This window comes from Micromonospora sp. NPDC048935 (assembly GCF_043197875.1).
Classification (GTDB): Bacteria; Actinomycetota; Actinomycetes; order Mycobacteriales; family Micromonosporaceae; genus Micromonospora.
Genome location: NZ_JBICTZ010000010.1, coordinates 301,443 through 324,919 on the forward strand (window position 1 = coordinate 301,443; position 23,477 = coordinate 324,919).

Annotated in this window: 19 protein-coding genes and 2 pseudogenes; 11 read left to right on the top strand and 10 right to left on the bottom strand. The window is 70.9% G+C overall.

Annotation, left to right across the window (positions count from 1 at the left end; translation table 11 throughout):
* Positions 1 to 11 precede the first annotated feature (11 nt).
* Both ACGFIW_RS26085 and ACGFIW_RS26090 read left to right on the top strand, forming a co-directional pair.
* The gene (locus ACGFIW_RS26085) at positions 12 to 686 is read left to right on the top strand and encodes a DUF6308 family protein (protein ID WP_393320773.1); all 675 of its coding nucleotides are present in this window, start codon (positions 12 to 14) and stop codon (positions 684 to 686) included.
* 16 nt (positions 687 to 702) lie between these two features.
* Positions 703 to 963, top strand: coding sequence for a hypothetical protein (locus tag ACGFIW_RS26090; RefSeq protein WP_393320776.1), 261 nt, complete (start codon positions 703 to 705; stop codon positions 961 to 963).
* A 256-nt stretch (positions 964 to 1,219) separates the two neighbouring features.
* Here ACGFIW_RS26090 and ACGFIW_RS26095 read toward each other — a convergent pair whose 3' ends face one another.
* Positions 1,220 to 1,423 (bottom strand): DUF397 domain-containing protein, encoded by a 204-nt coding sequence (locus ACGFIW_RS26095; protein ID WP_393320779.1) that lies wholly within the window; start codon positions 1,421 to 1,423, stop codon positions 1,220 to 1,222.
* Complete coding sequence (locus tag ACGFIW_RS26100) at positions 1,416 to 2,303, bottom strand: helix-turn-helix domain-containing protein (protein ID WP_393320782.1); 888 nt, start codon at positions 2,301 to 2,303, stop codon at positions 1,416 to 1,418. Before ACGFIW_RS26100 ends, ACGFIW_RS26095 begins: the two co-directional genes overlap by 8 nt.
* A 229-nt stretch (positions 2,304 to 2,532) precedes the next feature.
* On the opposite strand from ACGFIW_RS26100, the gene ACGFIW_RS26105 reads away from it, so the two are divergent.
* A complete protein-coding gene (locus ACGFIW_RS26105; protein WP_393320785.1) occupies positions 2,533 to 2,835 on the top strand; it encodes a DivIVA domain-containing protein in 303 nt (100 codons plus the stop codon).
* Positions 2,832 to 3,084: pseudogene (locus tag ACGFIW_RS26110) on the top strand (hypothetical protein). Before ACGFIW_RS26105 ends, ACGFIW_RS26110 begins: the two are co-directional and overlap by 4 nt.
* 24 nt (positions 3,085 to 3,108) lie before the next feature.
* Here the strand turns inward: ACGFIW_RS26110 and ACGFIW_RS26115 are convergent.
* Genes ACGFIW_RS26115 through ACGFIW_RS26130 form a run of 4 tightly spaced genes read right to left on the bottom strand, consistent with a single transcriptional unit; the run spans position 3,109 to position 5,328 of the window.
* Complete coding sequence (locus tag ACGFIW_RS26115; protein ID WP_393320788.1) at positions 3,109 to 3,339, bottom strand: hypothetical protein; 231 nt, start codon at positions 3,337 to 3,339, stop codon at positions 3,109 to 3,111.
* Between the two features lie 3 nt (positions 3,340 to 3,342).
* The gene (locus ACGFIW_RS26120; RefSeq protein ID WP_393320791.1) at positions 3,343 to 4,626 is read right to left on the bottom strand and encodes a WXG100 family type VII secretion target; all 1,284 of its coding nucleotides are present in this window, start codon (positions 4,624 to 4,626) and stop codon (positions 3,343 to 3,345) included.
* Positions 4,623 to 4,943, bottom strand: coding sequence for a type VII secretion target (locus ACGFIW_RS26125; RefSeq protein ID WP_393320794.1), 321 nt, complete (start codon positions 4,941 to 4,943; stop codon positions 4,623 to 4,625). Before ACGFIW_RS26125 ends, ACGFIW_RS26120 begins: the two co-directional genes overlap by 4 nt.
* On the bottom strand, positions 4,930 to 5,328 hold the full coding sequence (locus tag ACGFIW_RS26130) for a YbaB/EbfC family DNA-binding protein (protein WP_393320797.1): 399 nt from the start codon (positions 5,326 to 5,328) through the stop codon (positions 4,930 to 4,932). Before ACGFIW_RS26130 ends, ACGFIW_RS26125 begins: the two co-directional genes overlap by 14 nt.
* 207 nt (positions 5,329 to 5,535) lie before the next feature.
* Here ACGFIW_RS26130 and ACGFIW_RS26135 point away from each other — a divergent pair, with 207 nt between their 5' ends.
* From ACGFIW_RS26135 to ACGFIW_RS26150, 4 genes are all read left to right on the top strand, one after another.
* Complete coding sequence (locus ACGFIW_RS26135) at positions 5,536 to 7,470, top strand: Na+/H+ antiporter NhaA (RefSeq protein WP_393320800.1); 1,935 nt, start codon at positions 5,536 to 5,538, stop codon at positions 7,468 to 7,470.
* A 394-nt stretch (positions 7,471 to 7,864) separates the two neighbouring features.
* On the top strand, positions 7,865 to 11,899 hold the full coding sequence (locus tag ACGFIW_RS26140; protein WP_393320803.1) for a discoidin domain-containing protein: 4,035 nt from the start codon (positions 7,865 to 7,867) through the stop codon (positions 11,897 to 11,899).
* 195 nt (positions 11,900 to 12,094) lie between these two features.
* Entirely contained in the window at positions 12,095 to 13,312 is a 1,218-nt protein-coding gene (locus tag ACGFIW_RS26145) for an MFS transporter (RefSeq protein ID WP_393320806.1), read from the top strand.
* A gap of 53 nt (positions 13,313 to 13,365) precedes the next feature.
* Complete coding sequence (locus ACGFIW_RS26150) at positions 13,366 to 15,165, top strand: gamma-glutamyltransferase family protein (RefSeq protein ID WP_393320809.1); 1,800 nt, start codon at positions 13,366 to 13,368, stop codon at positions 15,163 to 15,165.
* A 9-nt stretch (positions 15,166 to 15,174) separates the two neighbouring features.
* Here the strand turns inward: ACGFIW_RS26150 and ACGFIW_RS26155 are convergent, their stop codons facing one another.
* From ACGFIW_RS26155 to ACGFIW_RS26170, 4 genes are read right to left on the bottom strand one after another with little or no spacing between them, the layout of a single operon-like run.
* Entirely contained in the window at positions 15,175 to 15,801 is a 627-nt protein-coding gene (locus tag ACGFIW_RS26155) for a response regulator (protein WP_393320811.1), read from the bottom strand.
* Positions 15,798 to 17,036 carry a sensor histidine kinase gene (locus ACGFIW_RS26160; RefSeq protein ID WP_393320813.1) on the bottom strand — a complete coding sequence of 413 codons (1,239 nt, stop codon included), beginning with the start codon at positions 17,034 to 17,036 and terminating at the stop codon, positions 15,798 to 15,800. Before ACGFIW_RS26160 ends, ACGFIW_RS26155 begins: the two co-directional genes overlap by 4 nt.
* A 5-nt stretch (positions 17,037 to 17,041) precedes the next feature.
* Positions 17,042 to 17,494, bottom strand: coding sequence for an ABA4-like family protein (locus ACGFIW_RS26165; RefSeq protein WP_393320816.1), 453 nt, complete (start codon positions 17,492 to 17,494; stop codon positions 17,042 to 17,044).
* Positions 17,491 to 18,417, bottom strand: coding sequence for a hypothetical protein (locus tag ACGFIW_RS26170; protein ID WP_393320819.1), 927 nt, complete (start codon positions 18,415 to 18,417; stop codon positions 17,491 to 17,493). Before ACGFIW_RS26170 ends, ACGFIW_RS26165 begins: the two co-directional genes overlap by 4 nt.
* Positions 18,418 to 18,584: 167 nt before the next feature.
* Between ACGFIW_RS26170 and ACGFIW_RS26175 the strand changes: the two genes are divergently transcribed.
* From ACGFIW_RS26175 to ACGFIW_RS26185, 3 genes and pseudogenes are all read left to right on the top strand, one after another.
* Positions 18,585 to 19,334 (top strand): glyoxalase, encoded by a 750-nt coding sequence (locus tag ACGFIW_RS26175; RefSeq protein WP_393320822.1) that lies wholly within the window; start codon positions 18,585 to 18,587, stop codon positions 19,332 to 19,334.
* 209 nt (positions 19,335 to 19,543) lie between these two features.
* Positions 19,544 to 20,716 carry a lactonase family protein gene (locus ACGFIW_RS26180; protein ID WP_393320825.1) on the top strand — a complete coding sequence of 391 codons (1,173 nt, stop codon included), beginning with the start codon at positions 19,544 to 19,546 and terminating at the stop codon, positions 20,714 to 20,716.
* Positions 20,717 to 20,911: 195 nt separating this feature from the next.
* Positions 20,912 to 23,469, top strand: a pseudogene (locus tag ACGFIW_RS26185) (CDP-alcohol phosphatidyltransferase family protein).
* Positions 23,470 to 23,477: the final 8 nt, after the last annotated feature.

Sequence of the window (23,477 nt, forward strand, 5' to 3'; positions counted from 1 at the left end):
GAAGGAGAAACATGAACCAGCCGCTGCCTCTCGCCGAGATCCTGGCCATGCTGGAGGATCCTCGAACGGTCCCCGATCTGCGGCGCTACTACCTATCCGCCGACGGAAAGGAATTTACCGGGGGGCAGTTCGAGCGGCTCGGCGGCGGCGGTGACCGTTCCGAGACGGCGAACGAATTCACGGCCGGCGACCTGATCGCAGTGCAACTGCTCAGTGTCCACATTCCGCCCCCTCGGTCGCTCGATCTGTTGCAGGGACAGCTCGGCCGGGACGTTGCCGCACAGTTGACAAAGATCCCGGTCACCGTGGAGTTGGGCTCTGACGCGGCCTCGCCTCTGATCGCGGATGCCGGTCCTGCCGACCGCGCCTGGCGGATGCTCGACCATGCGACCGGCCTCGGCTGGGTCACGGCCGGGAAGTTGCTGGCTCGTAAGCGTCCCAAGCTCATACCGGTGTACGACGGGGTCGTGTCCTGCGCTCTGGGGACTGGCACCGGATTCTGGAGATGGCTGCACGACATCCTGCGCGAGGACGACTGCGTCCTGGCGCAGCAACTCGACGCCCGTCGTCGAGAGGCCGGCCTGCCCACAGCGATCAGCCGGCTGCGGGTCCTCGACGTCGCGGTGTGGATGCGCCACCGCAACGACCATCACGACGGCGGCTGCCTGGGTCTGCGGCTGCCCTGATCATTGGAGGATCACAATGACAAGCGACCACAGTCGGAGAATCACCGTTGAGCTACGGGGAGTTGAGGACGAGCGATACGCGGACATCGTGAACGCCATATGGATGCAGATGCAAGCGGTCGGCTGCGACTTCACCGTCAAGCCGGACAAACAGGCCGATCTGGCCGAGCTTGACCGGTGGTGGGACAGCTACAGCCAGGTTTCCTGGGAGGCCGGCGGGAGAAGGGGCACCCCTCAAGCGGAAAAGGCCGGCGGGCACGTGGACGACCAGGCGTAGGGCTTCCGCGTCGCATTCGGGCACGAACCAGTCTGTTGGTCGGTGACCGCTCCACTCGGCGGGCGCTGCCTCGGAAAAGACGGTGGCTACTGGTCAGCACCGACGGCAGTAGCGGCCGGGGCCGCACCGACAAGAATTCCGCCGCCGACGGCGACCTGCGGATCGTGCACGCTCTCCAACCGTCAGTGGAGAGCCGCAGCTTGCCGTCGTAACACCGCGGGACTGGGCTCGTGACTGGTGACCAGCAGGCATGTCGTCAACTGACGCGTCCCTCGCGCCTGGCAGCCGAGATGAAGTCGGTCCACGACTGCGCAGTGAAGGTGAGTAGGGGCCCGCTGGAATCCTTCGAGTCGCGAACGCCAACGACCCCGGAGAGGTTCATGGCGACCTCGACGCAGTCGCCGCCGTTGTCGCCGCTGCGGGTGCTCTTGCGCCAGACGGCGCCGGTCAGGTCAGTCATGCCGCATCTCCCCAGCGATCCGCTTGATCATGTCAGTCGATTCTGCCTCGCCGAGGGCCAGCGCATCCAGCCCTCGCCAGACGCGCTCGTAGGCGGCCAACTCGTCGGGCTTGTCGAGGTACAGCGCCCCGGTCAACGACTCGCTGTAGACCACGGATGGCTCCGGCGCGGCCCGGCCTCCCTTGGTCGTCGGAAAGTCGAGGACCACGAAGGAGCCCGCAACCGCGCCGGGCTGGGGGCCTGCCGACAGTGGCAGCACCCTGACGCTGACGTTCGGCAGTTCGGACAGTTTGGTGAGGTGAGCGAGTTGCTCGGTCATGACCGGTGAGCCGCCCACGCCACGGCGGAGAACTGCCTCGGAGAGCACGGACTCAAGCCTGGGCGCTGCCGGTAACCGCCGAAAGAGCAATGCCTGCCGTTGAAGTCGGACCTGTACGGCACGTTCGCGTTCCTCCTCGCTCAGCATCCCGCCGAGGCGGTAGAGCGCGCGGGCGTACTCCTTGGTCTGCAGGAGCCCAGGGATGAGCGACTCGTCGTAACGGCGTAGGTGGGCGGCGGCGGATTCCAGACCGACGTACAGCTCGAACCAGTTCGGCACCGCGTCGCCGTACGCGTGCCACCAGCCCTTCGACTTCGTCTCCACGGCCAGCCCGCGCATCGCCTCGGTCATCTCCGGCGACACCCCGTACAGCTCGCACATCGCCTTGACGTCGAGCACCCGGACCGAACCCTGGCCGCATTCGAGGCGCCAGATCTTCTGCCGGCTGTATTCGAGGGCTTCGGCTGCGGCGTCGAGCGTCACGCCGGCCTCGTTGCGGAACTGTCGCAGTAGCCGGCCGAGTTGCCGGCGCGGCACTGTCGATCCGATGTCGTCGGGCATTCGCACACTCCCTGGTTCCGTTGCGCAACACTGCGTGACCTGCTTCTGCAACTCCTACGGGTTCCAGCAGAGAAAGTCAATGCACAACGGCGAAATTGCGGTTTAGAACGTTGCGTTTCCACTGCGGACTGTCGCAGGTTGGTCACAGCACGGTGGTCGTCCGGTCCCCCGAACGGCCGCCGTGCTTCCCCGAACATCTCTCGCCCCCCGCATGAGGAGGCAGGCGAACATGAACGCCAGAAACCAGCGACCGGAACCGCCAAGTGGCGGCGCGACCTATCGCTCCGCCGCGTACACAAGTCTGTTGCCGTGGCAGGTGCGTGAGCGCCGCTTCGTGCCGACCGGGCTCGGACGTCGCGGTCTGAACCCCGACGATGTGTACGCCTTCCTCGACCGGGTCGCCGTCGACATGGCCGCCGTCTACGCCGCCCTCGCCGAGAGCCGCCTCGAGACGGCCCGGCTCAAGGCCGGCCTGCGTCGCCGGCAGGCCGACCAGGCCGGCACCCGCAACGAGTGGGACCAGGTCCGGTGAGCCAGCGGTACGTCATCCACCTGCCCGTCGTCGCCACCGACCTGCCCGCCGCGCAACGCCTGGCCCGGGTCATCGGTCGCTGGATGCTGGTGCTGCCGATGACCGACCCCCGGGGAGACCATCGTTTTCGAAGAGGACCATCAGCTCGTCCGGCACCGGGTCTTCTGTGACCTGCGAATGCCAGGCGGCCGGCGGTGCCTGCTCCGAGAGGGCCATGAGGGTGAGTGCTCGCGCCGCCTGCGCCGGTGACCGGATAGGCCCGATGGAACGGGTTCAGCTCGCAAACAACATCCTTGCCGGAAACTCGCCGCTGGATCGCCAAGCCTTCACGATCTTCGCCGCGATCGCACCGGCGGCCGAGTTGAATTCGCCATCTTCGACATGGGCGTCGAGAGTGGCTGGATCGATCGTGAGAATCCGGTCGAACTTGTCATCCAAACCGAACTCGTACCGGACCTCGCCCGCAGCAGCCTCGACGCGCCGGGCGGTCACCATCATTCCCATGCCCTAGCCTCCCATGTCGGCGTAGTCCTCGTAGGTCGGCCCGGGTATGGACGATCCCCAGTCGGACACCTGGTTGGCGGCAAGATGCGCCTCACGGTATGCCGCCTGCGGATGTGCCCGGTAGTAATGCAACTCCGCCAGTTCGTGCTCCAGCAGAGCGTGATCCTCGGGCAACGGGTTGCCTCGGCGCAAGCGTAACCATGCCTCAGCCATGGGAGCGCTCGGATCATATCGTTGATGGATGACTCCGCCCGGGTAGTCGTCCATCGGGTGCTCGTCAAAGAAGATGTGCCGACGGATCAGCTCTATGTCCTCCCGCGAAAACCCGCGGGAACCGTCGAGGCGGGGGACCTCCGCGACCTGGCGAGCTATGAGGTCAACATCATCCTGCCTACGGATGGCGTCGTAGGCATCCTCTGCCCAACGGTCCTGCCGTCCATAGTCCCCAAGATCACGAGGCCGTGTGGTGTGGCCGCCATGAAGGCCCTGTGGCCCCTCTCCCGAGCTTCCCGACCGCGCAGACGGCGAGTCGCGCAGCCGCCCCAGCGCCTGCTTGAGTTTCTCGATGAGGTCGCCGAGCCGGCGCATCTCCGGAATCAGCCGTCGCAGGCTGGCCAGCAACCCGCGTAGCAGCCGCGCGATCCGCGCCCCCCACGACGCCACCAGGGTCGTCACCTGCTCCACGACCAGCGGCGTCGCCAGTCCGCCGGTGATGAGGAGTTCGCCCGCGTACACGATGATGCGGGACACGCAGGTGGCGATGGCGTCGCGGACCAGGAGCCGGACGGCGGCCACCAGGCCGGCGGCGCCTTCGGTGATCGCGGCCAGGGTGTCGGCGCCCTGGGCGAGGCCGGTGATGGCCTGGTGTTGTTCGGAGGCCCAGGCGCGGTAGGCGGGGCCGGCGCTGCCGCCCCAGGTGGCGACGTCGGTGCGGACGGCGCGGGCCAGCTCGGCGGCGTCGTCGCGGAGGGAGGCGGCGACGTTGCGCCAGGTCTGGGCGTGTGCGGTGATCTGCGCGGGGTCGCCGGCGAGCCAGTCCAGTGCCTCGCTGAGTGGCTTGACGTGTTCGATGAGCCAGGCGATCCCGTACTGGAGCAGGGCGCCGACCGGGTCGGAGACGAACGCGAGAGCGTCCAGGCTGGCGCTCACGACGCCGAGGCTGCCGTCGATCCAACTGCCGTTGCGGACGCCCTGGGCGATGAGTTCGATGTCCTCGCAGATCCACAGGCCCGCCCAGGCGCTGGGCGGGGTGTCCGCAGCGGCGGCGACGAGCGGGTTGGCCGTCACGGGCGTTGCCGCACTCCGTCGAGCAGGTGCTTGGCGTGGGCGTCGGACTCCCGGTACCGGTCCGCGCCGACCCGCAGCCTGCCGGCGGTGTCCCGTACCGATGCGGCGGCGCCGCCGATGCTGTCGAGAAGGGTTCGTTGCAGGCCGTCGAGCAGCACCGGCATCATCGCGCAGAGCTGCCCGTAGGCGTCGGTGCCCAACCGGACGTGTTGGCCTGCCTGCTGGGCGGTGTCGAGGCTGCTGGCGCAGCGATCGAGGCGTGCGGCGTGGGCGGTCAGGTCGTCCGGGTCGACCTGGATGCCGTCACCGGCGGGCATCGTTCGATCCCTGGTCGGGGAGAAGCCGGCTGCGGTACGAGTCGACGATGGCCTGGGCGCTCGCGTCGTCGCCCAATGACTGTGTGGCCGCGTCGCTGACCTGTCGGAGCAGGTCGGCGCGTGCCGCAGTGGTGGTCTCCAGGATCTGCCGGGCGGTGTGCGCCGCGGGTTGTTGCCGGATGCGCTCGTCGAGCCGTAGGTCGATCAGCAGGCCGGCCGAGTCGACTGTGACGTCGACAGTCCGGTCGGCGTTGCGTGCGGTGCCGGTCATTTCGCGCATCGTCGCCGACAGCGTTTTCGCGCGTTCCGCCCGCTCGGCGAGCGATGACTCCCACTCGTCGAGTCGGCGCTCCGCCGCGTCGAGCGCAGCGTCGTCCGCCCACATGTCGACCCTCCCCAGGGGACCACTGCCGGCGGCAACCGGCGCGACATCACCGGCACGCTACCAACCGGTCGCCCTGCGTGCATGCCCTCGGGGTGAACGCCAGGGATTTGCGCCAGGTGCAGCGACGCGGCCACAGGAGTGTCGTCTTCGCCCAGGAGGAGTGGCAATCCGAACCGCGTGACGGTCCGGTCGACGAAGATTGTCCCCGTGACGAGCGACGACACCCCCCGGGGCTGGACCAGCCGGACCGTCTGGGACAGGCGGTTCAACGCCCCGTTGCGCTCGTTCCTGCGTACCGAGACCGGCGGCGCGCGGGTGGTGCTGATCGCCGCGGTGGCGGCTCTCGTCTGGGCGAACCTCAGCGCATCGTCGTACGAGTCGGTCTGGAGCACCTCTCTGTCGGTCCGGCTCGGCGACTGGCAGGTGGAGCACGACGGGCGTACCTGGATCAACAGCGGCCTGATGACGTTCTTCTTCCTGGTCGCGGGGCTGGAGTTGCGCCGCGAGTTCGACATCGGTGAGCTGCGGGAGCGGCGTCGCCTGGCGTTGCCGATGCTGGCCGGGGTCGGCGGCATGCTCGTGCCGATCGCGATCTACCTCGCCATCAACGCCGGGTACACCACGGCGGCGGGCTGGGGCGCGGTGATGGCCACCGACACGGCGCTCGCGCTCGGCGCGCTGGCCGTCTTCGGGCCACGCTTCTCGGAACGGCTGCGGGGTTTCCTGCTGACCGTCGCCGTCGTCGACGACGTGGTGGCGATTGCGGTGCTGGCCATCGCGTACCCGCACCACCCCTCGCTGGCCGCGCTGATCATCGCGGCGGCGATCTTCGGCGTGGTGCTGCTCGTCCGGGGTTTCGGGGTGCGGTTCGGCCCCGTCTATGCGCTGCTCGGGGTGGCGGCCTGGCTGGCCGTCTCGATGTCCGGTGTCGACCCGGTCGCGGTGGGTCTGGTGATGGGGTTGCTGAGCTACGCCTACGCTCCCGGCAGAGGCGACCTGCAGCGGGCCAGCGACCAGTTTCGCCTCTTCCGGGAACAACCCACCCCGCAACTCGCCCGGATGGCCCGGGCCGGGCTCACCTCGGCGCTGTCGCCGAACGAACGGTTGCAGACGCTCTACCACCCGTGGGCGAGCTACGTGGTGGTGCCGCTCTTCGCGCTGGCCAACGTCGGCATCGTGATCGACGGCGACCTGCTGGCCAGGGCCGTGACCTCTCCGGTCACGCTCGGGGTCGTGGTCGCGTACGTCGTCGGCAAGCCGGCTGGGATCGTGGCCACCGCGTGGTTGGTGACCCGGCTCAGCGGCAGCCGGTTCCGGCCGCCAGTCGGTTGGGTTGCCGTCGCGGGCGTCGGCACGATATCCGGCATCGGGTTCACCGTCGCGCTCCTGATCGCCACCCATGCCCTGAGCGGCCCGGCCCTCGACGAGGCGAAGTTGGGCATCCTCGTGGCGACGCTCGGCGCGTCACTCGTCACCTGGCTGGTGTTCCGCTCCGTCGGACGGCTCTCGCCGGCGCGGCGGACCCGCGCGCTGTTGGGCGTCACCGAGGGGATCGTCGACCTGATGCTGCCGGTCGACGGGGATCGCGACCACATGCGGGGGTCGCTTGAGGCGCCGGTGACTGTGGTGGAGTACGGCGACTTCGAGTGCCCCTACTGCGGGCAGGCCGAGCCGGTGGTCCGCGAGCTGCTGGCGGACTTCGCCAACGTCCGCTACGTCTGGCGGCACCTGCCGCTCACCGATGTTCACCCGCATGCCCAACTCGCCGCCGAGGCGGCCGAGGCGGCGGGGGCGCAGGGCGCGTTCTGGGAGATGCACGACCTGCTGCTCGCCCACCAGGACGCGCTCAACCCCACCGACGTGCTCGGTTACGCCGAACAGCTCGGCCTGGACCTGGACGGGTTCCGGGAACACATGGTGAAGCGGATGGGCGTGGACCGGATCGCCGAGGACGTCGACTCCGCCGACCTCAGCGGCGTCACCGGCACCCCGACCTTCTTCATCAACGGCCGGCGGCACCACGGCGCGTACGACATCACCGCGCTCTCGGCGGCGGTGAAGTCGGCGTTCGCGAGCGCGAAGCTCCGTCCCGAGTACCACCCTCGGGATCCCGGCCGCCGCGAGGGCGGGCCGGCGAGCTGACCGACGGGCGTCGCGGTCGGTGCCGCCACGACCACGGGTACGGGTGGATGTCTCGCTCACCCTCCGGCGGTCGCGGCGTCGCTGGATCAACGGGGCGGGGCCCTGCGGCCAGGGGCCCGGCAGCCCGCGCCGCAGCCGTCGCGGCCCAGGCACCGCGGGCGGTCAGGTGTCGGTCGTCGCACCGGCACGGGTGTACGCGATGGCCAGGACCGCGATGCCGAGCGAGCGCGACCGCAGCCGTCCCACGTGTCGGTGTCCGAAGTCGAACAGATGCGGAACGTGTTCGTGGGATCACGATGGACTCGGGGTCTTGACTCTGGTGGAACATGCCGCCACGATCTGACAACGTTGTCATCGACCCCCATCTGACAACGTTGTCGTTTCTGGAGGCAAGATGTCCGAGCAACCGTCCCTGTCACGGCGTACCTTCCTCTCCGCCGGAGCCACCCTGCTGGCCTCCGTCGGGGTGACCGCCGTCCTACCGGACGCCGTCGCGGCCGCCGCTCCGGCGACGCCGGCTGCCCCGCCACCGACCACCGACCTCGCCCGGTACCGCCCGGTGACGGTCTCCTCCACCGACTACGCGCCGACGCCGGGCACCTTCGCCGTGGACGGCCTGCCGCAGGTCGGCGTCCGGGGCAGTGGTTGGCGCGCCGCCACCGGTGACCCACAGTGGATCTCGGTGGACCTCCAGGCCCCGTGTCGCATCGAGGCCGTCACCCTGGTCTTCGAGGCCACGCTCGCCGATGGGCCGTTCGACGGCAACTACACCGACACCGACGGCGACGAGATCCTCTCCAGTGCCGCGACGGCGTACCGGATCGAGGTCTCCACCGACGGCAGCGCCTGGCGGTCGGTGTACGAGACCGCCGAGGGGCAGGGCGGCACGCAGGCCATCACGCTGCCCGAGCCGGTCACCGCCCGGTGGATCCGGATGACCGCCACCAAACGGTCGAACAGCAACCCGGTGGGACTCAACGGCTTCCAGGTGTACGGCGTACCCCTGGCGGGCCGGCCGAAGGCCGAGGGCTGGACCAGCTGGGAGGGCGGCAACACCGACCCGGCCCCCGAGCTGCGGGTCGCCGCCGACGGCACGGTGCCCCTGGAGTCGGGCTGGTCGCTCACGATGGACGACTTCGCCGGCACCGCCGACGGCGCCGAACTCGCCCGCGCTGGCGTCGACGTGCGGTCCTGGCTGCCGGCGACGGTGCCCGGCACCGTGCTGGGCACCCTGGTCGAGCAGGGCCACCTGCCCGACCCGGTGACCGGCTTCGACAACATGCGCATCCCGGAGGCGCTGTCCCGGCACACCTGGTGGTACCGGCGCGCGCTGCGGTTGCCGCGCGACCTGGACACCTCGGCCGGTCGACGGGTCTGGTTGGAGTTCGACGGCATCAACCACGAGGCCACGGCCTGGGTCAACGGTGTGCGGGTCGGCGGCGTCAAGCACCCGTTCGCGCGGGCGGCGTTCGACATCACCGACGCGCTGGCCGGTCACCGTGGCGAGCACGTCCTCGCCGTCCGGGTCACCCCGATGCCGCACCCCGGCACCCCCGGCGACAAGGGCACCGACGGTCGTACCTTCCTCCAGTCGGCCCACCACTACCTCGACGCGCCGACCTACCTGGCGGTGTCCGGGTGGGACTGGATGCCCGCCGTCCGCGACCGGGTCACCGGCCTGTGGGACCACGTCCGCCTGCGCAGCACCGGCGCCGTGGTGATCGGCGACCCGCACGTGCAGACCACGCTGCCCGACCTGCCGGCCACCGACACCGCCGAGGTCACCATCCGGGTGCCGGTCCGCAACGCGGCGGCCACCGCCACCACCGTCACCGTCCGCGCGGAGTTCGACAAGGTACGCGTCGAGTCCACAGTGACAGTCCCCGCCGGCGGGAGCACCACAGTCACCTTCACACCGGAGCGCTTCCGCGCGCTGCGGCTGCGCAACCCCCGGCTCTGGTGGCCCAACGGCTACGGCGAGCCCCACCTGTACGACCTCACGCTCACCGTCACCGTGAAGCGCGCGGTCAGCGACCGGCGACAGCTCCGCTTCGGCATCCGGGAGTTCGCCTACGACTGGCACCAGCCGATCGTCATCTCGCCGCCCGGCAAGCCCGCGTTGGAGTTCGTCGACGGCGCGGCGACCCAGACGGTCACGTTCGCCCGGCAGCACGCCCGGCACGTGCGCATCCAGGCCGGCCAGCGCGCCACCGGCTGGGGCATCTCGATGTTCGCGCTGTCGGTGGCCGACGGCACCGGCCCGGATCTGGCCCTGCGTCGCGACGCCACCGCGTCGTCGTCGGAGAGCGAAACCAACGGGCCCGACCGGGCCGTCGACGGCGACCCGGCGACCCGCTGGGCCTCGAAGGCCGAGGACAACCAGTGGATCCAGGTCGACCTCGCCTCGGCCGTCGACTTCGACCGGGTCACCATCGTGTGGGAGCAGGCGTACGCGCTGGACTACCGCGTCCAGGTCTCCGCCGACGGCGACGAGTGGAGTGACGTCACGTCGGTCAGCAACGACACCCCGCTGGGCAGCCGCGCCACCCAGGTCGAGACGTTCGCCGGTCAGGCCGCCCAGTACCTGCGCATCCAGACCGGTGCGCGGGTGACCTCGTGGGGTGTGTCCATGTGGGCGCTGTCGGTGCGGCGGCAGGCCGAACCGGACGTCGACCTGGCCCTGGGCGGAACCGCCACCGCGTCGTCCTCCGACAGCGACTCGAACGGGCCCGACCGGGCCGTCGACGGCAACCCCCGGACCCGGTGGTCCTCGACGTTCGCGGACAACCAGTGGATCCAGGTCGACCTCGGCAAGCCTGTCGACTTCGACCAGGTCAGCATCGTCTGGGAGCAGGCGTACGCCCGCGACTTCGTCATCCAGGTCTCGAACGACGGGCAGCGGTGGACCGACGTGAAGTCGGTGAGCAACGCCGTCACCCAGCTCAAGATCAGCGTGAACGGTGTGCCGGTGTTCGCCCGGGGCGGCAACTGGGGCTGGGACGAGCTGCTGCGTCGGGTGCTGCCCGACCGGCTCGTCGACACGGTCGAGATGCACCGCGACATGAACTTCACCATGATCCGCAACTGGCTCGGCAGCAGCAACCGCGAGGAGCTGTACCGGGCCTGCGACGAGCAGGGCATCCTGGTCTGGAACGACTTCTGGCAGGCCGGTGCGTTCCTGCCCAACCCGCCCGGCTACGTCGACATCGCCGCCGACACCATCCGCCGGTTCCGCCACCACCCCAGCATCGTGGTGTGGTGCGGCGCGAACGAGGGCGACCCGCCGCCGATCGTGGACGCCGGGCTCAAGCAGGCTGCGGCGACCGAGCACCCGGAGATCCTCTACATCCCCAACTCGGCCGGCGGCATCGTCAGCGGCCACGGCCCGTACCACTGGGTGGAGCCGGCGACGTACAACAACAGGAACACCTACGACACCGGCGCGTTCGGTTTCCACACCGAGATCGGCATGCCGGTGGTGTCGGTGGTCGAGAGCATGCGCAACCTCGTCGGTGACGCGCCGGAGTGGCCGCCCGGTGAGGTGTGGAACTACCACGACTGGTCGACGATCGGGAACCAGCGCGTCGGGACGTACCAGGCCGCGATCGACGCGCGGCTGGGTGAGTCCGGCTCGCTGGACGAGTTCGCCGCGCGGGCGCAGTTCGTCAACTACGAGAGCCACCGCGCCATGTTCGAGGCATGGAACGCCAACCTGTGGCAGGACGCCACCGGGCTGCTGCTGTGGATGTCGCACCCGGCCTGGCACAGCACGGTCTGGCAGACCTACGACTACGACCTCGACGTCAACGGCGCCTACTACGGCGCCCGCAAGGGGTGCGAGCCGGTGCACGTGCAGGCCGACCCGGGCACCTGGCAGGTGCGGGTGGTCAACCACACCGCCGCGCCGCTCACCGGCGTCACCGTCACCGCCCGCCGGTACGACCTGAGTGGCCGCTCGTTGGCCGCACCCCGGCGTCAGCGGGTGGACGTGGCCCGCTCGGCCACGACGGCGGTCTTCCCGTTGGCCGCGCCGGACGGTGGCGGGCTGCACCTGGTCCGGCTGGAGCTGCGGGACAGCCGGGACCGGCTGCTCACCGAGAACACCTACTGGCGCTACGACAGGGCCGAGCAGATGCGGGCGCTCAACGACCTGCCGAGCACCCGACTGTCGACGTCGTCGGGCCCGGTCCGTGTCGTGGACGGGCGGAACACCGTCACCACGACGGTCCGCAACCAGGGCCGGGCGGTCGCCGCGTTGGTCCGGCTCGCTGTGCGCGACCGGCGCGGTGACCGGGTCCTGCCGGCCCGCTACGACGACAACTACTTCTGGCTCCTGCCGGGGGAGACTCGCCAGGTGGCGGTCTCCTGGCCCGCGCGGCCGGGCCTGGCCCGCCAGGTCACGGTGACGGCGCAGGCGTACAACTCCTAGGAGTACGCGGGGGAGCGGCGCCGTGCGCGCCGCTCCCCCCGTGGCCCGGCCGGCGCGGCGTGCGCCACCGCGCCACCTGATGAGGGGTTTTGGGGCCGTTGCCGCACCTGCGCGGAGGGCCAGGACCCATGCTGCACGGGGGACAGGAGCCGCGACTGCCCGCAGCAGGGGTGTCCGAGCCCGAAGGGACCGAGCATGTCCAACGCCAGCCGTGCCGATGGCGCAACGACACGGTCGGGTTCCGCGTCCGGCGCGGTACGTGTCGCGTTCGCCTTCTGGATCACGCTCGTGGGCACCACGGTGCCGACCCCGCTCTACCCGCTCTACGAGATGGAGTTCGGCTTCTCCTCGTTGACCGTGACAGTGGTCTACGCGCTGTACGCGCTGGGCGTGGTCGTCGGGTTGCTGGTCTTCGGTCGGCTCTCCGACCAGATCGGCCGCCGCCCGGTCATCCTCATCGCGCTGCTGCTCTCCGTCGCCGCGGACGCCGTCTTCCTGGCCGCCGTGGACCTGGCGATGATCATCGTGGGTCGGATCCTCGCCGGCTTCTCCGCCGCGCTGATCATCGGTGCGGCGACCGCGGCGTTGGCCGAGTTGATCAGCCCGCGGCATCCGAAGCGGGCGGCCACCGTGTCGATCTTCGCGAACCTGGGTGGCCTCGCCACCGGCACCCTGCTGTCCGGGATCGTGTCGGACGCGGCACCCGACCCGCTCCGGCTGCCCTGGCTGATCGTGCTGGTTTTGGCGGTGGCCGCGATCATCGCCCTGCGCGGCGTGCCGGAGACGGTGCGGGAGCGCTCGCCGGTGACGCTGCGGGTGCAACGGTTGCACGTCCCGGCGAACATTCGTGGCGCCTTCGTCCGCTCGGCAATCACCGCTGGTGCCGGCTTCGCCGCGCTTGGCGTGCTCACGTCGGTGACCGGTCTGTTCCTCGGCATGGTCCTGCACGAGACCTCGCACACCCTGGCCGCGCTCGTGGTCTTCGTGGCGTTCGCCGGGGCCGCGTTCGGTCAGCTGTTGACCCGTGTCCTGTCCTCGCGCGCCGCGCTGGCCGGTTCCTGCGTCGGTCTGATCGTGGGGGCGGGTCTGCTCGCGGCAAGCATGTGGATGGCCCTGCTGGCGACGCTGCTGGTCAGCGCGGCGATCATCGGGGTGGCGTCCGGCGTGGCGGTCGGCGACGGCATCGCGACGATCACGATGAAGACCGAACCGCAGCACCGGGCCGAGGCGGTCTCCACCTACTTCGCCATCCTGTTCGCCATGCTCGGCGTGCCGGCCGTCGGGGTCGGTCTGCTGATCCAGGGCATCGGCCTGCGCCCCGCAGGCGAGATCTTCGGCGCGGTGGTGGCGGTGCTCGCCCTGGTCGTCCTGCTCAGTCTCGTCCGAGGCGGCCGGGCCCGGCCCGCGCGCTGAGCACCGGCCGGCAGATCTTGCGTCCGCACCGCGGATGCGGGTGAGGTGGTGTCATGACCTTCACCACCCGACCCACGTTGCGGGGCACCTTCGGCATGGTCTCCTCCACGCACTGGCTCGCCAGCCAGGCGGCAATGGGCATCCTGGAACGCGGAGGCAACGCCTTCGACGCGGCGGTCACGGCCGGGTTCGTCCTGCACGTCGTCGAGCCGCACCTCAACGGGCCGGGCGGCGAGGTGCCGGCCATCGTGGCCACCGCGGCGGACCCCAGGCCGAAGGTGCTGTGCGGGCAGGGCCCCGCACCGGCCGGTGCCACCATCGCGCACTTCCGGTCCCTCGGGATGGACCTCATCCCGGGTGCCGGACCGCTCGCGGCGGCCGTGCCCGGTGCCGTGGACGCCTGGCTCCTGCTGTTGCGCGAGCACGGCACACGCACCCTCGCCGAGGTGCTGGAGCCGGCGATCGGCTACGCCGGCGCCGGCCACCCGGTGGTGGGTCAGGTCGGTGCCACCGTGGCGGCCGTCCGGTCGCTGTTCGAGGACCACTGGCCGACCTCCGCCGCGCTCTGGCTGCGCGGCGGCCGGCCACCGGCGCCGGGGGAGCTGGTCACCAACCCGGCGTACGCGGACACCCTGCGCCGGCTGGTCGAGGCGGGCCAGGCGGCCGGCACCGACCGGGAGGCGCAGATCGAGGCCGCGCGCCGCGCCTGGAGTACCGGGTTCGTGGCCGAGGCGATCGACACGTTCAGCCGGCGGCCGTTCCAGGACTCCAGCGGACGGCCACACGCCGGGCTGGTCACCGGCGACGACCTGGCGGCGTACTCGGCGACCTGGGAGGCGCCCGCCACCCTCGACTGGCACGGCTACTCGGTGGCGAAGACCGGCTTCTGGGGCCAGGGCCCGGTGCTGCTGGAGTCGTTGGCCACCCTGGACGCGCTCGACGATCCCGGTGCCTACGACCCGGGCACTGCGGCGGGGGTGCACGCCCAGGTCGAGGCGCTCAAGCTCGCCTTCGCCGACCGGGAGGCCTGGTACGGCGACGGCGTCGACGTGCCGGGCACGGCGCTGCTGTCCCGGGAGTACGCGCGCGAGCGGGCGGCCCTGATCGGTGATCGCGCGTCGGCGCAGGTGCGACCGGGGCGTCCCGACGGGGCGCGGCCCCGCCTGCCGGCACACGTCCGACCCGACACCGTACGGCGAGCGCACGCGACGGACCCGACGGACCCGACGACGGGGGAGCCGACCGTGCGCGCGGACGGGGTGACCCGTGGCGACACCTGCCACGTGGACGTGGTCGACCGCTGGGGCAACATGATCTCCGCGACGCCCAGCGGCGGCTGGTTGCAGAGTTCGCCGACCATCGCCGACCTCGGCTTCCCGCTGGGCAGCAGGTTGCAGATGTGCTGGCTGGAGGAGGGGCTCGCCTCGTCGTTGGCCCCGGGCCGTCGCCCGCGTACGACGCTGAGCCCGACGATGGTGCACCGCGACGGGGAGCCGGTGCTGGCCTGCGGCACACCCGGCGGCGACCAGCAGGACCAGTGGCAGTTGCCGTTCCTGCTGCGGCATCTCGTCGCCGGCCAGCCACTACAGGAGGCGATCGACGCGCCAACCTGGCACACGCTCAGCCTGCCGGGGTCGTTCTATCCACGCGAGATGGAACCCGGCGTCCTGGTGGTGGAGGACCGGCTCGACGAGGGCGTGCGGGCGGCCCTGCGGGCGTACGGGCACGAGGTGCGGGTCACCGACGGGTGGAGCCTGGGTCGGCTGTGCGCGGTGACCCGCGATCCGGCGACGGGAGTGCTGGCCGCCGGTGCGAACCCCCGGGGGATGCAGGGCTACGCGTGCGGCCGTTAGGCCGGGCCGTCAGACACCACGGGCGAACAGGGCGAGGCGTACCCGGTTGGGGCTGTCGGTCTTGGTCATCAGGCTGGTGATGTGGGTCTTGACCGTGGTGACACCGATGTGCAGCCGGTCGCCGATCTCGGTGTTGGACAGGCCCTCGGCGACCAGGTCCAGTACGTCGCGTTCGCGGGCGGTCAGACCCTGCACCAGCCGTGGTGTCCCGGGTCGGGCGTGCACCGCGCGCTGGACGAGCCGCCGCAGCACCTCCGGGCTGAACGGGCTGTCGCCGACGGCGGCCCGGCGGATGCCGTCGAGCAGCTCGGTCGGCGGCGCGTCCTTGAGGAGGAACCCGCAGGCCCCGGCGGTCAGGGCGGGGTAGAGGTGGTCGTCGTCGCCGAACGTGGTCAGCACCAGGATGCGGGTGGTGGGGCGGTCGGCGAGGATCCGACTGGTCGCGGTGATCCCGTCGACACCGGGCATGCGCAGGTCCATGACGACGACGTCGGGCAGGAGCCGCCCGGCCAGCGGGATCGCCTCGCGGCCGCTGTCGGCCTCGCCGACGACCTGGATGTCGGGTTGGGCGTCGCAGAGCATGCGCAGCCCGGCGCGGATGAGGTGCTGGTCGTCGACCAGCAGCACCCGGATCACACCGGCTCCGGCGCGGGCGAACCGGCGGGGGCGGTGCGGTCGCGGGGCACCGGGCGGGTGGGCGGTTCGGCGGCGGGGGCCGGGAGCACGGTCCGCACGCGCCACCCCGCCGGGGTGGGGCCGGCCTCCAGCCGACCGCCGAGGACCTCGACGCGCTCGCGCATCCCGGTGATGCCGTGCCCGCCACCGGTCGGCACGCCCGCCGGCGCCCCACCGTGCCCGTTGTCGGAGACCTCCCAGTGCACGGCATCGTCGTGGACGGTGACCACGAGGTGTGCGAGCGCGGACGTTCCCGCGTGTTTGGCCACGTTGGTCAGCGCCTCCTGGGTCAGTCGCAGCACCGCCATGCCGCGTACCGCGTCGAGCGAACCGATCGCCGGATCGAGGTCGGCCTCGACGGTGACACCGGCCTGGCGGGCCCGGTCGATGGACGCGCCGATCGCCGCCGGCAGCGCGGAGGGTTCGATCGCGGTCAGCGCCGCGTCACCGCGTACCCCGTCGGGGTCGCGCAGCACCGCGACCAGCCGGCGCAGTTCCGCCAGGGCCGCGGTGCCGGTGCCGTGCACGTCGTCGAACACCTCGCCCACCCGGGGGTCCAGGTCGGTGAGCACGTGCTGGGCCACGCCGACCCGCAGGACCATCGACGCCACGTGGTGCGCGACGACGTCGTGCAGCTCGCGGGCGATGGCGGCGCGTTCGTCGGCGCGTGCCGCGCGGCTCTCCGACTCGTGCTGGCGTTGCTCGGCCACGGCCCGCTCGACGGCCTGTCGACCCAACTCCCGGTTGGTGCGGATGACCAGGCCGAGCAGCACCGGCACGCCAACCTCCAGGGCCAGCCCGACGACGCCGGGGGCGATCTGGTCGGCCGGGGCGCCGAACGAGTCGCCCAGGCCGACCACGACCAGCAACGCGGCGGACAGCCAGATCGTCCGGGCGTGGTATGCCCGCATGGTGACCTCGAGCAGCGCCCAACTGGCACCAACCTGGTTGATCGTGAAGTCCTCGACCAGGCTGATCGCGACCGCCAGCAGGGCGGTCTGAATCATCAGGTTGACCACCGGTCGACGGTATGCCGCCAGCGCCACCGCGAACGCGGACACCGCGAGGATCCACTGTGTCGTTGTGGTGGGGTGGCCGTGGGGGACGAGGAGCAGGAAACCCAGCCCGCTGAGGTCGAGCAGCACCATCCGGACGAGCGTGTCCCGCATGTCGAACAGTCGCCCCAGCCATCCCACGGTCGTCAGCCTAGGTGCTGGGGGCCGCTGGCGGCAGCCGCCGGCCGCCGCCAGCGGGGCCGGACCGCGAGGTACGCGGCCAGGCCCAGCGGTCCGAGCAGGATGGTCAGCAGCAGCACCGGAGCCATCACCGGTGCCGGCACCCGCCGCTCCCTGCTGTCCAACCAGGCCCAGCGCCCGACGAACAGGTCGAACGCGATCATGTGCGCCCAGCCCGCCGCCGCCCCGGTGGAGGTGCCGAGCAGGTCACGCACCCCGTCCACGGTCGGCGACCGCACGGCGGTCAGCACGTCGCCGAGCGCCGGGATCACCAGCAGGGCGTAGATCACCACGACCGGCAGCACGATCAGCGGCGAGGAGATGATCCGGGCGGTCCACGACCAGCGCGGCAGCAGGATCATCAGCGCCCAGAACGGCGCGGCCACCGTGAACGTCAGGGAGAACAGCGTCTCGGTCACGCGGCCAACGCCAGTTCCGAGCGGCGTCGGCGGGCCAGCACCAGCCCGCTGGCCGCCGCCGTCGCGACCACCAGGGCCGCGACCGCGGCCAGCGTGGCGGCGTCCGGACGCAGCAGCGGCTGTCCGCGCAGCGCCTGCCAGGTCAACAACATGGTGAGTACGCCGTACGCGCTGCCCGCGACGACCAGCAGACGGACGCGGGTACGGGCGTCCAGCCGGCTGCCGAACCGGCTCAGCAGGATCGCCAGGACCGGCAGCGCCTGGAGGGCGTGCAGCCCCACGAAGTGCCCGATCCGCAGGTCACCACCTGTGGTGCTCCAGCCGACCACGGGCAGCGCCGGCCCGCCGTCGGGCACGCCGACGCTGTGCGCCCCGCCGATCCCCTCGATCCCCGGGTCCTGCATCGGGAGCACCATCGGCACCGCCGCGAGCATGCCCAGCAGGGACAGGCCGAGCCCCCACCCGACGGCGGTGGCGGCGGCCCGGTCGGGGATCCGCTGGATCAGGACCACGATCCCGATGACGAGGTGGGCGAAGAACAGCACCATGATCGCCAGGCCCATCGACGCGACCAACACGGTGTTCAGGGGGGTGGTGGCGTTGAAGTGACTGGTCTGCCCGCGGAGCACCTGACCGACGATCCACGCGTTCTCGACGACCGCCACCGCGACGATGACGACGGCCGCCCTCTCGACGGCCCGGCTGCCTCGGGGCAGCAGGGAGAGCATCCAGGCGAGCGTCGCGCCGTACAGCACGAAGGACACCCCGAACTTGAGCGGCTTGAGCCAGATCGGCGCCCCGGTGAGGACGCGCGAGTCGGCGAGGACGCCGACCGCGGCGATGACGGTGAGCACCGCCATCACGGAGACCAGGACCATCAGTGGGCGGTTCCAGTGCGTCGCCCTACGCAGCACGGTTGTCATGCCTGTAGATGCTCGCGGCCGGTCCCGTCGAAAGCGTCCGACCGCGAGCCCCGGTTGCGGCCGGCGGTCGGAGTGGGCCTCCTCCCTGGGTAGGAGACGAAAGCCGTCGAGGTTCGTCGCTGGCGCTGGCACAATGGCCGGCCTGCCGAGCGGACGGGGAGTGACAAGTGCCGACGAATATGGACCGGATCCAACCGAACGAGACAGTGGTGCCGCTGCTGCACTGCGCGGCGCCGGAGGAGACTCTGGCGTTCTGGCGGGCCCTCGGGTTCGAGGTGGCCTTCGAGCAGCTCAAACCGTACCTGTACCTGGCCTTCACCTGGAGTGGGTTGCAGCTGCACTACGGCCCCGCGCCCAAGGACCTGGACCCGGCCAAGGAGACCTCCGGTGGCTGCCTGGTGATGGTCGACTCGGTGGCGGCGTACCACGCGGCGTTCACCGAGGCGATGCGCCGCAGCTACGGCAAGGCGCTGGTCAAGGGTCTACCCCGGGTGACCCGCTACCGCGCCGGAGCGTCGCGGTTCAGCATCGTCGACCCGTCGGGCAACACCATCGTCTTCATCCAGCGGGACGAGCCGAAGGATCTGGAGTACGGCGGGTCGACGGAGTTGCAGGGCCTGGCGCGGGTGCTCGACAACGCGCGGATCCTGCGCGAGTTCAAGATGGACGACCGGGCCGCGTACCGGGCGCTCGACTCGGGAATGCGTCGCCGCGCCGAGGGCGCTCCCGCCGTCGAGCAGGCGATGGCGTTGGCCGGCCTGATCGAGTTGTCGGTCGCGCTGGACGAGGCCGACCGGGTGCCCGAGTGGGGAGCCCGCCTCCGGGCGTTGTCCCTGACACCGGCCCAGCGGACGCAGGTGGAGCAGTACGTCGCCGACCCGACCCTGCTCACGCCGTGGATGCCGCCGCAGGGGTGAGCGAGCCGAACCGCCGGTTTTCGCCCCGGGCGGGGCGGAACGTCCGCTTCGCGATATGCCATCCGGGGGGCGGACGTCTGCTCGTTCCACGGAACGGCACGAAATTACCGCTTTAGGGTAAGGGTGCGCATCACGACTACATCCTCCGATAGCTTTCGAAGGAGAGGAAAACTCGTATTCCTCCCTTCGTGTGCGTAAAGGAGTCAGTGATGAAGCGCAGTGTTGCGCTCGCGGCAGCCCTCCTGGCGGGTCTGACCAGCGTCGGATCGATCCCCGGAACGGCACTCGCCGACGGTGGCGGTCCCGGTTACCACGACGACCGCAAGGGGGGTGACAACCACCACGGCGACGAGGGCGCGGTCTTCGTCCAGACCAACAAGGCCGAAGGCAACACCATCAAGGTGTACGACCGCGACGAGGACGGTCGGCTCACCAAGGCGGGCGAGTACGAGACCGGCGGGCTCGGTGGCTTCACCATCGGCGCGCCGCTCGACGCGCTGGCCTCGCAGGGTTCCCTGGTCTACCACAAGGGGCTCCTCTTCGCCGTCAACGCCGGCAGCAACACCGTGACCGTCTTCGGCGTCGAGGGCACCAAACTGCACAAGCTCCAGGTCATCTGGTCCGGTGGCCTGCTGCCGGTCAGCATCGCGGCCCGTGGCGACCTCGTCTACGTCGTCAACGCCGGTGGCGAGGGCTCGGTGCAGGGCTTCGAGCTGCGCAAGGGACACCTGTCGCGGATCGAGGACGCCAACCGCTCGCTCGGGCTGCACAACGGCAACCCGCCCGCGTTCGGCACCGCCCCGGCCCAGATCAAGATCGACCCGGACAGCGAGTTCGTCCTGGTGTCGACAAAGGGCAACAACGTCATGTTCAGCTACGAGATCGGCCGCCACGGTGAGCTGGCCCGCAACCCCGTCGTCAGCGACGCGGGAAACACCCCGTTCGGCTTCACCTTCGACACCGAGGACTCGCTGCTGGTCACCGAGTCGGGTGCCAACGCGGTCAGCCGGTTCGAGCTGGAGGACGACGGCACGCTCGACCAGGTCGGACCGTCGGTGCCCAACGGCCAGCAGGCGCCGTGCTGGATCCAACGCGTCGGCGACTACTTCTTCGTCGCCAACGCGGGCAGCTCCACCATCAGCTCCTACCGGGTCAACGACGACGGGAAGCTCGAAGTGGTCAAGAACGTCGCCGCCGACACCAACGGCGGGTCGATCGACATGACCACCAGCGACGGCTTCCTGTACGTGCAGAACGCCACCGCCGGCAACGTGCAGGGCTACGAGGTGAACGAGGACGGCTCGCTGAAGCTCGTCACCACCGTGGAGGGCCTGCCGAAGTTCGAGAACGGCATCGGCATGGAAGGCATCGCCGCCTCCTGAGACGCGTCACCCGCTGGTCCCGGTCGCTCGCCGACCGGGGCCAGCTTCCTCGTGTCACGAGGCTGGACGGTTGACCGGCCGTCCCACGGGGCACGTCCCTCCGCGGCACCCTGCCAGGTCGTGTTCAGAATGAACCGATCGGTCATATTTTCCGTGATGACGGTCAGGGGCACCCACCAGAGTCGCGGAGGCACGATGTCAACGGTTCGAACTGGTCCGGCGATCGGACTGCTCGTGCAGATCGCGGCGCTGGCGGTGCTCGCCGCGACCGTCGGTCTCGGCGCCGCGGGGTGGGTGGCCGGCCTGGCGTACGGGATTGGCCTGTGCGTCCTGCTCAGCCGGGGGTTGTCGCGGTCGGGTGCGCGGGGCCTGAGCCCGGCCGACCGGGTGACCCTGAGCCGGGCCATCCTCGTCGGCGGCGTGACGGCCCTGGCCGCGGACGCGCTCACCCGGCCGGCGCCGATCGCGGTGCTGGTCGCCCTGACCGCCGTGGCGTTGGCCCTCGACGCGGTGGACGGGTACACGGCCCGACGCACCGGGACCACCAGCGAGCTGGGCGCGCGCTTCGACATGGAGATCGACTCCTTCCTGGTGCTGGTGCTCTGCCTCCACGTCGCTCCGGCGGCGGGTGGCTGGGTGCTCGCGATCGGCGCGATGCGCTACGTCTTCGTCGCCGCGAGCTGGGTGCTGGGCTGGATGCGCGGGTCCCTGCCGCCGCGCTACTGGCGCAAGGTCGTCGCGGCGATCCAGGGCGTGGTGCTGATGGTGGCCATGGGAGGCGCGCTACCCGGGCCGCTGACGACCCTTGTGCTGGTGGCGTCACTGGCGCTGCTGATCGAGTCGTTCGGCCGTGACGTCACGTGGCTGTGGCAGACCCGGCACCGTCGCCGGACCCCGCTCCACGGCACCCCGGCCGTACCGGCCACGATGGTCCACCTGACCAACCACCGTCCGACGGGCGCCGTGGCCCGCGGAGGGGTCGCCCGCGTCTGAGCCGCCGGTACGCCGCACTCCGCAGTGACCATGGAAGGGATGCCGGGTTGTCGCTCTTGACGCGAGTACGTGAGCTGCCGAGCCAGAGGCGAGCGGCGAGGAGGGCCGGACCACCCGATGGGAGTGCCGACGGCGGCACCGCGGGCACGGGCCGAGCGAGGCGTTCCATCGTCGCCCGACTGACGACCGTGCTGGCCGCACTGCTCGTGTTGTTCGTGCTCACCATGCCGTACGACTACGGCCGCCTCACCCCCGCGGCGTTCGTGCGGATCCCCCTGGAGGCGCTGCTGGTCGTGGCCCTCCTGCTCGCCCTGCCGTCGCGGTGGAGTCGGCTGGTGGCCACCCTCGCCGGCGTGGCCCTCGGCCTGCTCGGCCTGCTGAAGCTGCTCGACCTGGGGTTCTCCGCCGCGCTCAGCCGGGCGTTCGACCCGGTGCTCGACTGGGCGTTGCTCGACGAGGGGTTCGCCTTCCTCAGTGAGTCCTACGGTCGGCCCGCCGCCATCGGCGCCGCGAGTGTCCTGGCGGTGGTGGTCGTGGGTCTACCCATCCTGGTCACGCTGTCGGTGCGACGACTGCGGCGGCTGGTGATCCGGCACCGCACCGGCACGACCCGGCTGGCGGCGGCGCTGGTGGTCCTCTGGGTGGCCTGCGCCGCGTCCAACGTGCGGGTGGTGCCGGGCGTACCCGTCGCCGACACGTCCGCGACCACCCTGGCCAACGGCCACGGCTTCCAGGTGCGCGTGCGCCTCGACGACCGGGAGACGTTCGGCGCCCTGATCGAGGACGACCGGTTCGGCGACACACCGGGCGACCAGTTGTTGACCGCGCTACGCGGCAAGAACGTGGTCATCGCCTTCGTGGAGAGCTACGGCCGGGACGCCGTCGAGGACCCGGAGTTCGCGCCGCAGGTCGGTGCGGTCCTCGACGGCGGCACCAGCCGACTGGCCGCGGCGGGGTTCGCCGCGCAGAGCGGCTTTCTCACCTCGCCGACGTTCGGTGGTGGCAGTTGGCTCGCGCACGACACACTGCTCTCCGGCCTCTGGATCGACAACGACCAGCGGCACCGCACCCTGCTGGCGAGTGACCGGATGACCCTCAACGGCGCCTTCCGGCGGGCGAACTGGCAGACCGTGGGTGTCATGCCCGCCGTCACCAGGGCGTGGCCAGAGGGCTCCTTCTTCGGCTACGACCGGTTCTACAACGCCAAGGCACTCGCGTACCGTGGCCCGAAGTTCAGCTTCGGCACGCCGCCCGACCAGTACACCCTGGCCAGCTGGCAGCGCCTGGAGCAGGCGAGGCACGACGGCAACCCGGTGATGACGGAGTTGGCGCTGGTGTCGAGTCACGCGCCCTGGACGCCCGTCCCGCCGTTCGTCGACTGGGCCACGGTGGGCGACGGATCGGTCTTCCGCGCCGCCGCCGGCGGGGCGTCGGACGAGCGGCGACGGAGCACCACCCAGATCCGGGCGGACTACCGGCACTCCATCGAATACACGATGGGCTCGCTCATCTCCTACGTGCAGACCTACGGCGACGACGATCTCGTGTTCATCGTGCTCGGTGACCACCAGCCCGCCGCGGTCGTCACCGGCGAGAACGCCAGCCGTGACGTCCCGATCTCGATCATCACACGGGATCGCGCCGTGTTGGACCGGATCTCCGGGTGGGGCTGGCAGGACGGGCTGAGGCCCGGGCCGCAGGCACCGGTCTGGCGGATGGACGCCTTCCGGGACCGGTTCCTGACCGCGTTCGGACCGTAACCCCGGCC

Bases quoted from the DNA above. Each gene is read 5' to 3' on its own strand.
- ACGFIW_RS26085 (WP_393320773.1), top strand. From the start codon at position 12: ATGAACCAGCCGCTGCCTCTCGCCGAGATCCTGGCCATGCTGGAGGAT.
- ACGFIW_RS26090 (WP_393320776.1), top strand. From the start codon at position 703: ATGACAAGCGACCACAGTCGGAGAATCACCGTTGAGCTACGGGGAGTT.
- ACGFIW_RS26095 (WP_393320779.1), bottom strand. From the start codon at position 1,423: ATGACTGACCTGACCGGCGCCGTCTGGCGCAAGAGCACCCGCAGCGGC.
- ACGFIW_RS26100 (WP_393320782.1), bottom strand. From the start codon at position 2,303: ATGCCCGACGACATCGGATCGACAGTGCCGCGCCGGCAACTCGGCCGG.
- ACGFIW_RS26105 (WP_393320785.1), top strand. From the start codon at position 2,533: ATGAACGCCAGAAACCAGCGACCGGAACCGCCAAGTGGCGGCGCGACC.
- ACGFIW_RS26115 (WP_393320788.1), bottom strand. From the start codon at position 3,339: ATGGGAATGATGGTGACCGCCCGGCGCGTCGAGGCTGCTGCGGGCGAG.
- ACGFIW_RS26125 (WP_393320794.1), bottom strand. From the start codon at position 4,943: ATGCCCGCCGGTGACGGCATCCAGGTCGACCCGGACGACCTGACCGCC.
- ACGFIW_RS26130 (WP_393320797.1), bottom strand. From the start codon at position 5,328: ATGTGGGCGGACGACGCTGCGCTCGACGCGGCGGAGCGCCGACTCGAC.
- ACGFIW_RS26140 (WP_393320803.1), top strand. From the start codon at position 7,865: ATGTCCGAGCAACCGTCCCTGTCACGGCGTACCTTCCTCTCCGCCGGA.
- ACGFIW_RS26145 (WP_393320806.1), top strand. From the start codon at position 12,095: ATGTCCAACGCCAGCCGTGCCGATGGCGCAACGACACGGTCGGGTTCC.
- ACGFIW_RS26150 (WP_393320809.1), top strand. From the start codon at position 13,366: ATGACCTTCACCACCCGACCCACGTTGCGGGGCACCTTCGGCATGGTC.
- ACGFIW_RS26170 (WP_393320819.1), bottom strand. From the start codon at position 18,417: ATGACAACCGTGCTGCGTAGGGCGACGCACTGGAACCGCCCACTGATG.
- ACGFIW_RS26180 (WP_393320825.1), top strand. From the start codon at position 19,544: ATGAAGCGCAGTGTTGCGCTCGCGGCAGCCCTCCTGGCGGGTCTGACC.